Below are 11,263 nucleotides of genomic sequence, written 5' to 3'. Positions count from 1 at the left end.
CTGTGCTCACTTAGTGACTCCCGATTGTGCTGTGACTCTCTTGTGGCGCCTAACGTTTGGTTAAGGGGCCGGCTTCAGCCGGTCCCGAGTGAGCGAAGCGAACGGCTTGAACCACTAGTTATGTGCATTTCCGTGCGACGAAGACTACTGGATCGTAGGTTTCGGACTTTGGCCAGAAGACCAGCCCAAATGGCTCTGCCTCAATCATGATTCCAGGTTCATCAAGGGTCCATTCGTTGATCTGCTGCGGGCTCTCAATGACTGCGTATACAACGCCGGGAGTTTTCCCGTACTCCAGCGTTACGGAATCACCGATCTCTACTGTTTCGCCACTGGAGTAATTCATCTGTCAGTGTTTCCGTACTCTGATCTAGCTAAATGGACATAACGTTTGGTTAAGGGGCCGGCTTTAGCCGGTCCCGCAGTGAGCGAAGCGAACGACTTGAACCAGTTGTTAGCCATTAGGTGCCAAGGAGTACACCGCAGGCCAAGACAGTGCTGCATAACACTGTTTGATTAGCTAAGAATCCTATACCAAATCCTAGGAAGCCAGTAGTAAAGGCGAGAACTGGTTTGTTTTGCTTTGAAAGTCGACTAAAGATTCCGGTGATAAGTAGACTAATAAATGCTCCGGGCAATGAAAATATATGACCTAGACCAAGTAGGTCGTTTGTTGCTGATGGTGCCCAGTTTGCTCGGATATAGATTCCGAAGGTTAGCCCAGCAGCAAGAACTGCGCCGGAGATAAATAGGGGCTTTGTCTTAATGAGAGCGCTTGGGATGAAAATTAATAGGAAAACTGACGCGTAGTACCAGTGTCCGATGAAAAGGACATCACCTTTCGTTAGAGTAATAGCAGCCACAACAGCAATTGCTGCTGTTGTGGTGACTGCGTCCGTGCGTAGTGTCAGATTCATTTTGGTGGCTAACGTTTGGCTAAGGGGCGGGCTTTAGCCCGTCCCAGTGAGCGAAGCGAACGATTTGAGCCAGTTGTTAGGCTCAAGGTGTTAGGCGGAAGGCTATTTGTAGCGCTCGATATTAGCGAAGACTTGGCCGCCATCTGATACTTTAACTCCAAAAAACTGAACCATCTCAAAGTCAGAATACAATATTGCGCAGGATCTGATAAAGGCGCTGCGAGGTTCCGTTAGCTCTTCATGGGCTACGCATTTAATTGCCAAGCACTTATCCTTGATGTGCGGGGTGCTAAAGCTCAGTTGTGTATGGTCTGTTTTATGTGCGATTCGGTGGGCAAACTCATTTCTGATATCGCGGATAATATGCAAGTCAGATTTTATGGCATCACTAACTAGCCCTAGCAGACGAGATAGATCAATTTTTGCTGAAAAATTGGCCAAAGGGCCATTTCCTTCGAAGAGTCGTTTCCATGCTTTTGGCTCGGAGTGCAAAAAAGATTCGATGGCAGCAGACATCGACTCTTCAATCCAGGCAGCACCAACAATGGCGACGCCCCGATCTGATTGCCCGTTCATTTCTTCAATAAGGGTCATCAGGCGTTTCTGAGCTTCTGCGGAGTTCGGATCGTATTTCATAAGGCCTAACTATAATTAGACGACATTACTGTCGCATAACATCCTGACGGATGTCCGATAATGTTCCTGCAAGCCGATTAAGTGTTTGATTGTTCTCACCCGGCGCAGAGTTAACGCGACAGGCTGATCAAGCAAACGCGACATCGGGCTGCGCGGGGCAAACGAAGGGACTGAGTGGGGCTGGCGCCGATGCTCCGGCGGGTAGGGCGGGGTTGCCATGCTGGCCTCCTGGCTTTGGCCGATTCCTTTCGTTGTGTCCGGCACGCTAACGCCTGCTGCGTTGTTGGTAAAGCCTGGGCAGGGTCCCGTGCTTCGGATATCGGGCTGGCTCTACAGCTTGGCTTTTCGCCCGGCCATATGCCGCAGGTAGCCGATCAGTTGCTGCAGTTGGTGATCGCCGAGCACTTCCTGGGTAAACCCTGGCATGCGCCCCTGGGGCCAGCGCCTGAGGCTTTGCGGGTTGCGGATGTATTGCTGCAAGAAACCCGCGCTGAAGTATTCCGTGGGGTTGTGCGGAATGTTCAGGTCGGGGCCGAACTGCGAGTCGCCGGCGCCGTTGAGGCGGTGGCAGGCCAGGCAGTTCTTCTGGAACTGGGCAAAGCCGGCTTGCACGTCGGCACCGGCATCCGCCGCCGGTAGCAGGGCGGGGAAGCGCTGGGCGAGCGGCTCCAGCAGGCGGATGCGGGCAACCTGGAACGGCCATTGCTCGGGGCCGATCTGCGCCGCTTCGGGGTGTTGCCAGACCAGGTAGAACGGCCCGGCGCTGGGCTTGCCCTTGGCCAGGGCCGGCCAGGGCCTGGCGGGGTCTTCCACCGCCAGCCAGGCGCGTGCGCCTTGTCGGGCCAGCAGCGGGGCGGCCGCCAGTTCGGCGGCAAAGCCGTCGAGGGCCACGGCTTGCAGGTGATCGCCCGCGTCCACTCCTTCGAGCAGGGCGGCCAGCGGCACGGCGCGGTAGTGCATGGCGCGCTGGTACGCCACATCGGCGGGAATGCGGATGTCTTCGGCCTGGGGGTGGGCAAGCAGGGCGGCGCTGTTCCAGGTGCGGGTGCCGGCGGGCAGCTCCAGTTGCAGCTCGGCGGCTGCCACGCCGGTGCTGTAGAGGGCGCCCAGCAGGGCCAGGCGCAGGACGGTTCTCAGCAGTCGCTGCATGCGGGCTCCTCGGCGTTCTGGCCGCTGGCCAGCTTGAACTGGTCGTAGCCGCCGGCATTGATCACGTGGCGGTAGCCCAGGGCCTGCAGTTCGTCCTGGGCCAGGGAGGAGCGCCGGCCGCTGCGGCAATAGAGGACGATGGGGGTGTTCTTGTCCGGCACCGCGGCGCCGATGCGCGCGCCGATCTGGTCATGGGGGATCAGCCGGGCGCCGGGCAGGGCGCCAGTGGCGAACTCGTCGGCGCTGCGGACGTCGATCAGCACCGCACCAGGCTGGGCGAGGGCCTTGAGGGCCTGGGCCTGGTCAATTTCGCCGGCCACGGCGGCCAGCGGCAAGAGCAGGCAGCCGAGGGCCAGGTTAAGCAGGAAAGGGCGCATGGGCATTACTCCGACAGGGCTGGATACGCCACGCTAGCACAGCGTCGGGGCCATCGGAGAGGGGGTTGCGTGGCCCGAGCAGCTACGGCGTCGGGCCACGGCAGCGGAAGAATGATCAGCTGACCAGGCGAGTCACGTTGGGCAGGATCAGGATAACGGTGGTGGCCAGGACGATCAGGGTCGCCTGCCGGTACTTGGCTTGTTTGAACATGTTGCCACTGCCTTTATTTTTGTTGGTGCATTGGCTGCCGTCCGCACTGAACGATCTGTCGGGCTCCTGCCGCGCACCGTGGCGCAGATAAACACCGCCCCGGCAAAACCCGGCGGCGGCCCCTTGCATGCCTAACTCTAGGGGCTACGTCACACCATGCTTAGACCACTTGGTTTCTAGGGCCTGCGGGGCAAAATCCTGTGGTTATTGCCGGTGCTCGGCAAGCCGGGGCCAGGCCTTGAGCCAGAGCCCTTGCGTGCCCTGCAGCGGGTACCCGTGCGCAACTGACCGCCCGTCTGAGCCGAACGGTCAATGGGCCTGAGCGCATCGGTCATTGAGTCCGGCGGGCGGGCGGCTAAGGTTATGCCACCCGGCATTCGCCGCTGCCTGTTACCGAGGACGTCATGACCGAAGCACTGATTTTCGACGCCGTGCGCACCCCGCGCGGCAAGGGCAAGAAGGACGGCGCGCTGTACAGCGTCAAGCCGGTCAGCCTTGTGGCCGGCCTGCTGCGCGCATTGCAGCAGCGCAATGGCCTGGATACCCGCCAGGTCGACGATATCGTGCTCGGCTGCGTGACCCCGGTGGGCGACCAGGGCGCCGATATCGCCAAGACCGCGGCGATGGTCGCCGACTGGGACGTCAGCGTGGCCGGCGTGCAGCTCAACCGCTTCTGCGCCTCGGGCCTGGAGGCGGTCAACCTGGGCGCGATGAAGGTGCGCTCCGGGTTCGAGGACCTGGTGGTGGTCGGCGGCGTGGAATCCATGTCGCGGGTGCCCATGGGCTCCGACGGCGGCGCCTGGGTGATGGACCCGGAAACCAACATGCACACCCACTTCACCCCGCAGGGCATCGGCGCCGACCTGATCGCCACCCTGGAGGGCTTCAGCCGCAGCGACGTCGACAGCTTCGCCCTGCGTTCGCAGCAGAAGGCCGCGCGTGCCAGCAAGGACGGTTCGTTCAACAAATCCCTGATTCCGGTCACCGACCAGAACGGCATCGTCCTGCTCGACCACGACGAGTTCATCCGTGGCGACAGCACGCTCGAGGGCCTGGGCAAGCTCAAGCCGAGCTTCGAGATGATGGGCCAGATGGGCTTCGACTCCACCGCGCTGCAGGTCTACAGCCATGTGGAGCAGATCAACCACGTGCATACCCCGGGCAACAGCTCGGGCATCGTCGATGGCGCGGCGCTGATGCTGATCGGCAGTGAAGCCAAGGGGCGCGAGCTGGGCCTCAAGCCGCGCGCGCGCATCGTCGCCACGGCGGTGACCAGCACCGACCCGACCATCATGCTCACCGGCCCGGCGCCGGCCACGCGCAAGGCGCTGGCCAAGGCCGGCCTCTCCATCGAGGACATCGACCTGTTCGAGGTCAACGAGGCCTTTGCCTCGGTGGTGATGAAGTTCATGAAGGACATGGGCGTGTCCGAGGACAAGGTCAACGTCAACGGCGGCTCCATCGCCATGGGCCATCCGCTGGGCGCCACCGGTTGCGCGATCCTCGGCAGCCTGCTCGACGAGCTGGAGAAGCGCCAGCTGCGCTACGGCCTGGCCACCCTCTGTGTGGGCGGCGGCATGGGCATCGCCACCATCATCGAACGAATCTAAGGGCTTTGTAGGGTGGATGGCCGCAGCCATCCACCGTGGCGGCGCGGTGGAAAACCGCGTTGCGGGTTTTCCACCCTACAGGCTCCCGAAAAGGACCAGAAGACATGACTGACGCCATCCGTTACGAAAAAGGCCAGGACAATATCGTCGTCCTGACCATCGACATGCCAGGCCAGAGCGCCAACACCATGAACGCCGCGTACCGCGAGGCCATGGGCCAGACCGTCGCGCGCCTGGAAGCCGAGAAGGACGCCATCGCCGGGGTCATCATCACCTCGGCGAAGAAGACCTTCTTCGCCGGCGGCGACCTGGGCGAGCTGATCCAGGTGACCAAGGCCGACGCCCCGGCCTTCTACCAGATGGTCCTGGGTCTCAAGGGCCAGCTGCGCCGCCTGGAGACCCTGGGCAAGCCGGTGGTGGCCGCGATCAACGGCGCCGCGCTGGGCGGCGGCTGGGAAATCTGCCTGGCCTGCCAGCACCGCATCGCCCTGGACAGTTCCAGCGTGCAGCTGGGTCTGCCGGAAGTGACCCTCGGCCTGCTGCCGGGCGGTGGCGGAGTGGTGCGCATGGTGCGCCTGCTCGGCCTGGAGAAGGCCCTGCCGTACCTGGCCGAAGGCAAGAAGGTGCGCCCGGACGCGGCGCTCAAGGCCGGCCTGATCCACGACATCGCCGCCACGCCCGAGGAGATGCTGGCCAAGGCCCGCGCCTGGATCGTCGCCAACCCGGCCGCCAGGCAGCCGTGGGACGTGCAGGGCTACAAGATCCCCGGTGGCACGCCGAGCAGCCCGAACGTGGCGCAGATGCTGGCCATCGCCCCGAGCGTGCTGCGCGACAAGACCAAGGGCTGCTTCCCGGCGCCGGAGAAGATCATGTGCGCCGCGGTGGAGGGCGCCCAGGTCGATTTCGACACCGCCCAGCTGATCGAGGCGCGCTACTTCACCGAGCTGACCACCGGCCAGGTGGCGAAGAACATGATCGGCACCTTCTGGTTCCAGCTCAACCAGATCAACGCCGGCAGCTCGCGCCCGCAGGGCCCGGCGCCCTACGTGACGAAGAAGGTCGGCGTGCTTGGCGCCGGCATGATGGGCGCCGGCATCGCCTATGTCTCGGCCGCGGCCGGCATCGAGGTGGTGCTCAAGGATGTGTCCATCGAGGCGGCGGAGAAGGGCAAGGCCTACTCGGCCAAGCTGCTCGACAAGAAGGTTGGCCGCGGCCAGATGACGGCCGAGAAGCGCGATGCCTTCCTGGCGCGGATCAAGCCGAGCGCCAGCGAGGCGGATTTCGCCGGCTGCGACCTGATCATCGAGGCGGTGTTCGAGGACCGCAACCTGAAGGCCAAGGTCACCGCGGCCGCCGAGGCGGCCGCGCTGCCCGATGCGGTGATCGCCTCCAACACCTCGACCCTGCCGATCACCGGCCTGGCCACCGCGGTGCAGCGGCAGGACAGGTTCATCGGCCTGCATTTCTTCAGCCCGGTGGACAAGATGCCGCTGGTGGAAATCATCAAGGGCGCCAACACCTCGGACGAAACCCTGGCGCGTGGCTTCGACTACGTGCTGCAGATCAAGAAGACGCCGATCGTGGTCAACGACAGCCGTGGCTTCTTCACCTCGCGGGTGTTCGGCACCTTCACCAACGAAGGCCTGGCCATGCTCGGCGAAGGCGTGTCGGCGGCGATGATCGAGACCGAGGCGCGCAAGGCCGGCATGCCGGTCGGCCCGCTGGCGATCAGCGACGAAGTGTCGATGAGCCTGATGCAGCATATCCGCCAGCAGACCGTGGCCGACCTGGCGGCCGAGGGCAAGTCGATCCCCGCGCATCCGGCCTTCGCCGTGATCGACCTGATGCTCAACGAGTACAAGCGTCCGGGCAAGGCGGCCGGCGGCGGCTTCTACGACTACCCGCAAGGCGCCAAGAAGCACCTGTGGCCCGAGCTCAAGGCGCGCTTCGAGAAGGCGGATGCGCAGATCGCCCCGCTCGACGTGCGCGACCGCATCCTGTTCATCCAGGCCATCGAGACGGTGCGCTGCCTGGAGGAGGGCGTGCTGCTGTCGGTGGCCGATGCCAACATCGGCTCGATCTTCGGCATCGGCTTCGCCGCCTGGAGCGGCGGTGCGCTGCAGTTCATCAACCAGTACGGCGTGCAGGACTTCGTCGCCCGTGCCCGTTACCTGGCCGAGCAGTATGGCGAGCGCTTCGAGCCGCCGGCCCTGCTGCTGGAGAAGGCGGCCAGGGGCGAGCGCTTCTGAGCCTGGACGAGGCGTGAGCTGGACCCGATGAAACCGGCCCCTGGTGGGCCGGTTTTTTTTGCGTCAGGTCGCCGCGCGGGGCTGGCTGCTTGTGTCGCCGCGGCTTGGCGCCATGGGCCGGGGGCTGCGCCACGCCGGGCTTTCCCTGTAGGCTGTGCGGCAGGTGCATTGAGCCGGCTTGCGAGCGGCGGGAGCGGGTATGGAACAGGCCATGAAGCGGCGTTGCCGGCACATGCGCAAGGTGGCGGCCGTGCTGGCGGCTCTGGCCGCGGCGGCAGCCCAGGCCGAGGGCAAGATCACCGAGCAGACCGACCCACAGAGCGGCGCCCGGGTGGTGAGCTTTGTGCAGGAGGTGGTGGCGCAGCGCGTCACCCTGAACTTCTTCGGCATGAGCGACCCGCAGAGCCGCGAGGTGCAGCTGACCCTGGTGCTGATGCGCGGCGGCGACCAGCCGCGCTACCAGGGCTGCGACCAGATCGATGTGCGGGTGGGCGGCATGCGCATCGGCTATCAGGAGAAGATCGAGAGCCGTAGCCTCAAGGTCGGCGTGGTGGAGTCGGTCTACGTGCCGCTGCGCTCGCGTGACCTGCAGCCCCTGCAACTGGCGCCGCGCCTGGACTACAGCATCTGCGGCGACCTCGCCAGCGCGACGGCGGCGGAGCTGGACGGTGTGCGTGAGGTCCTCAAGCGCCTCGGGCTGCGCTGAGCCCTTGGCGGCCGGTCAGACGCGTCAGGCCGCTTGGCACCAGCCGTACTGCAGGCACACCACTTCGTGGATATCCAGTTTCTCGTCCTGGCGGGTCGGCATGCGCAGGGTCAGCAGGCTGCCGTCTTCCAGGTGCACGACGGCTTCCGATTCGAAGCGCAGGCCGGATTCGTCCAGGCTGGCGTAGGTCACGCCATAGGTGCTCTTGCTGGCGAAGGCTTGGCTGATGGTCATCGTCACATCCTCGCTAAGGGGTTACTGGCGCTTGGCGGCCGCTTGGGCCTGGTGGGTGGCGGCGGCTGCCGGGCTGTGGAAGGCGGAGGCTGCGATCAGGCTGGCGATGGCTGCAAAACTGCTCATGGGGTGACTCCTGGCTGGCGAATGGGCTTGAACCCGAGGCCTGCATGATTGACCGGCCGCCCCGGCGACAGAAGTGAATGGCAGGCATGGTGACTATCACGCGCGCTGATGGCTGCCGAATATCGCCTGCAGGGCCTTTGCGGCCTCATGGATATTGCCTTCGCGGGTGCTTCAATGCAGGCTTAGGGCATGTCTCCCACCCTCAATCGAGTGAGGTAATCCGCCTACATGTCACTGCGCATCTGCATTCTGGAAACCGATGTCCTTCGCCCCGAATTGATCGAGCAATATCAGGGTTATGGCCGCATGTTCGAGCGCCTGTTCGAACGCCAGCCGATTCCCGCGCAGTTCAGCGTGTACAACGTCATGCAGGGTGATTACCCGAGCGATGACGAGCAGTACGACGCCTACCTGATCACCGGCAGCAAGGCGGATTCCTTCGGCAGCGATGCGTGGATCCAGACGCTCAAGCGCTACCTGCAGGAGCGCTACCAGCGTGGCGACAAGCTGCTCGGCGTGTGCTTCGGCCACCAGCTGCTGGCCCTGCTGTTCGGCGGCCATACCCAGCGGGCCGAGCAGGGCTGGGGCGTGGGCATCCATCGCTACGAGGTCAAGCAGCAGCCGGCGTGGATGAGCCCGGCGCTGGAGCAGCTGACCCTGCTGATCAGCCACCAGGACCAGGTCACCGCCCTGCCGGAAAACGCCACGCTGCTGGCCTCCAGCCCATTCTGCCCGATTGCCGCCTACTGCATCGACGATCAGGTGCTGTGCTTCCAGGGCCACCCGGAGTTCATCCACGACTATTCGCGGGCCCTGCTGGACATCCGCCAGCAGTGCATCGGCGAGCCGGCCTACCAGCAGGCGGTGGCCAGCCTGGAGCACGAGCACCAGGGGCAGACCGTGGCCGAGTGGATGATGCGCTTCGTCGCCCACGGCAAGCGCGACCTGCAGGACGCCTGAGTCTTGCGGCACGGGAGTCGCCTGGCTCCCATGCTTCCTACAGTCTGTTTCCGGTCTTGTGACTCCACTACCTGTTCGGCCCAGCGCTGGAAACTGTTGCGCAGTTTCCCTCCCTACGCGAATGCTCAGGCTTGCTAGGGTGGATAACGCTTTGCTTATCCACCGTGACGGCGATCCAGCCCCGTCACGGTTGGATCGTTACAGCCAGTCCATGCGCTTGAAGTTGACGAACAGGCCGACGCAGCCGACGCCGATGATGCCGAGCACGCCGAAGTAGCCGTAGTGCCAGGTCAGTTCCGGCATGTGCTGGAAGTTCATCCCGTAGATTCCCGCCACCGCGGTGGGAAACGCCAGGATCGCCGCCCAGGCCGCGAACTTGCGCTGGGTCAGGCTCTGCCGCGAAGACTCCAGCAGCAGGCCGATCTCGATGGCGTGGTCGGCCATCTCGCGCAGGCCGGTGAGGTCTTCCATCAGGCGGCTGACGTGGATCGCGATGTCGCGGAAGTACGGGCGCATGTGCTTGTCGATGAACGGGAAGTCCAGCTGTTGCAGCTCCTTGCAGATCTCCACCATCGGCGAGATCTGTCGGCGCAGGCGCAGCAGGTCGCGGCGCAGGCCGTGGATGCGCTCCACGTCGGCCTGCTGCAGCGGGCGGCCGAGCACGGTTTCCTCGATGTCCTCCAGCTCGCCGTGGATGCTGTCCATCAGCGGCCGGTAGTTCTCCATGACGAAGCTGAGCAGGGCGTAGAGCACGAAATCCTCGCCGTGCTCCAGCAGCAGCGGCCGCGCCTCGCAGCGCTGGCGCACGGTGGAGTAGGGCGCCGAGTCGCCGTAGCGGGCGCTGATCACATAGCCCTTGCCGGCGAACAGCTGGGTCTCGACGAACTCTAGGCGGCCTTCCGTGCGGATCGGCGAGTAGAGCACCATGAACAGCGCGTCGCCGAAGGTTTCCAGCTTGGGCCGGGTGTGCTGGGCGATGGCGTCTTCCATGGCCAGCTCGTGGATATTGAACTGCTCCTGCAGGCAGTGCAGCTCCTCGCTGCCAGGGTCGCGCAGGCCGATCCAGACGAAATGCTCGGGCCGGGTGGCCCACTGCTTGCCTTCATCGAGATTGAAGTCGGTGACTTTCCGGCCTTTGTGGTAGGCCGCGGCGGCAACGATCTGGCCCATGGGGTGTTCCTCTGCGATGCGATGGCGCAGCTTAACCGATGACCGGAGTGCGTGCAGCGGGGGCGCGGTGGCCGCTGGGGGCGGCTGGCGGAGCCCGGCGCAATCTGGCCGGGCCCGCGTCGGTTCTCAGGCCGTGGCCAGCTGCTGGTCGAGCTGTTCGATGCATTCCTGCATCAGCTGCTGGCAGCGTTCCATCAGTTGCGGCAGGTCGTCCAGGGTCAGGCCCAGGGTGGGGATGGCCGGCAGCGAGCGGATCATGATGCGTCCGCTGTTCCAGCGATTGAGCTTGAGACGCTTGGCATAGGTGCTGACGCACACCGGGATGATCGGCACGCCGGCGGCGATGGCCATCTGGAAGGCGCCTTTCTTGAACGGCAGCAGGCCATCGCCCAGGTTGCGCGTGCCCTCCGGGAACACCCAGATCGAGGTGTCGCGGTGTTGCAGGGTGTCGGTGGTGGTGAGCATGGCCTCCTTGGCCTTGCGCGCGTTGCCGCGGTCGATCAGCACGTTGCCGGCCAGCCAGTAGAGCTGGCCGAAGAACGGCACCCACTTCAGGCTCTTCTTGCCGATGCTCACGGTGCGCGACGGTACCACACGGCCGAGCACGTAGAGGTCGTAGTTGGACTGGTGGTTGGCGATGATCACGCTGGACGGCTTCTTGTCGAACAGGCTGGCCACCTCGGTCTGCACCTGCAGGCGCAGGATGCGCAGGGCCGGCAGCGAGTACAGGCGCGCGCACAGGCGGCTGTTGTCCGGATTGAAGGGCCGGCACAGGCCGAGCAGCAGGCCGAGGATGCCGGCGACGATAAAGTGCAGGCCCATCAGCAGCATGCGGGGGAGAAAAAGCATCGGGTAGGCCTGTAGGCAGACAAAAAGGCGGGCAGTGTACGGGCGTGCACTGCATTCGGCAATTGACCT

The 11,263-nt window shown here is 64.0% G+C and carries 11 protein-coding genes; 4 read left to right on the top strand and 7 right to left on the bottom strand.

Annotated features, from left to right (window positions below):
- Positions 1–118: 118 nt before the first annotated feature.
- The 4 genes from F3I62_RS16820 to F3I62_RS16805 all read right to left on the bottom strand — a co-directional run bounded on the left by F3I62_RS16820 (position 119) and on the right by F3I62_RS16805 (position 3,085).
- A complete protein-coding gene (locus tag F3I62_RS16820) occupies positions 119–346 on the bottom strand; it encodes a hypothetical protein (RefSeq protein ID WP_160490786.1) in 228 nt (75 codons plus the stop codon).
- A gap of 673 nt (positions 347–1,019) precedes the next feature.
- Complete coding sequence (locus tag F3I62_RS16815) at positions 1,020–1,553, bottom strand: hypothetical protein (protein ID WP_178122525.1); 534 nt, start codon at positions 1,551–1,553, stop codon at positions 1,020–1,022.
- Between the two features lie 330 nt (positions 1,554–1,883).
- Positions 1,884–2,702, bottom strand: a complete 819-nt coding sequence (locus tag F3I62_RS16810; protein ID WP_160490785.1) for a cytochrome c — start codon at positions 2,700–2,702, stop codon at positions 1,884–1,886.
- Complete coding sequence (locus tag F3I62_RS16805; protein WP_372240146.1) at positions 2,687–3,085, bottom strand: rhodanese-like domain-containing protein; 399 nt, start codon at positions 3,083–3,085, stop codon at positions 2,687–2,689. The genes F3I62_RS16810 and F3I62_RS16805 overlap by 16 nt, the downstream gene beginning before the upstream one ends.
- A 609-nt stretch (positions 3,086–3,694) precedes the next feature.
- On the opposite strand from F3I62_RS16805, the gene F3I62_RS16800 reads away from it, so the two are divergent.
- From F3I62_RS16800 to F3I62_RS16790, 3 genes are all read left to right on the top strand, one after another.
- Entirely contained in the window at positions 3,695–4,900 is a 1,206-nt protein-coding gene (locus F3I62_RS16800) for an acetyl-CoA C-acetyltransferase (protein ID WP_160490783.1), read from the top strand.
- Between the two features lie 104 nt (positions 4,901–5,004).
- On the top strand, positions 5,005–7,149 hold the full coding sequence (locus tag F3I62_RS16795) for a 3-hydroxyacyl-CoA dehydrogenase NAD-binding domain-containing protein (protein ID WP_160490782.1): 2,145 nt from the start codon (positions 5,005–5,007) through the stop codon (positions 7,147–7,149).
- A 211-nt stretch (positions 7,150–7,360) separates the two neighbouring features.
- On the top strand, positions 7,361–7,855 hold the full coding sequence (locus F3I62_RS16790; protein WP_160490781.1) for a hypothetical protein: 495 nt from the start codon (positions 7,361–7,363) through the stop codon (positions 7,853–7,855).
- Between the two features lie 24 nt (positions 7,856–7,879).
- On the opposite strand, the gene ptrC is transcribed toward F3I62_RS16790, so the two are convergent.
- Entirely contained in the window at positions 7,880–8,089 is a 210-nt protein-coding gene (gene ptrC / locus F3I62_RS16785) for a type III secretion system co-regulatory protein PtrC (RefSeq protein ID WP_160490780.1), read from the bottom strand.
- A gap of 354 nt (positions 8,090–8,443) precedes the next feature.
- Here ptrC and F3I62_RS16780 point away from each other — a divergent pair, with 354 nt between their 5' ends.
- A complete protein-coding gene (locus F3I62_RS16780; RefSeq protein WP_160490779.1) occupies positions 8,444–9,175 on the top strand; it encodes an amidotransferase in 732 nt (243 codons plus the stop codon).
- 198 nt (positions 9,176–9,373) lie between these two features.
- Here the strand turns inward: F3I62_RS16780 and F3I62_RS16775 are convergent, their stop codons facing one another.
- Positions 9,374–10,345 (bottom strand): magnesium and cobalt transport protein CorA, encoded by a 972-nt coding sequence (locus F3I62_RS16775; protein ID WP_160490778.1) that lies wholly within the window; start codon positions 10,343–10,345, stop codon positions 9,374–9,376.
- A 126-nt stretch (positions 10,346–10,471) separates the two neighbouring features.
- Complete coding sequence (locus tag F3I62_RS16770; protein ID WP_160490777.1) at positions 10,472–11,194, bottom strand: 1-acylglycerol-3-phosphate O-acyltransferase; 723 nt, start codon at positions 11,192–11,194, stop codon at positions 10,472–10,474.
- Between the last annotated feature and the right edge of the window lie 69 nt (positions 11,195–11,263).

It is taken from the genome of Pseudomonas sp. R-28-1W-6, from assembly GCF_009799925.1.
Lineage (GTDB): Bacteria > Pseudomonadota > Gammaproteobacteria > Pseudomonadales > Pseudomonadaceae > Aquipseudomonas.
This window is presented reverse-complemented; position numbering and strand designations above follow the sequence as displayed.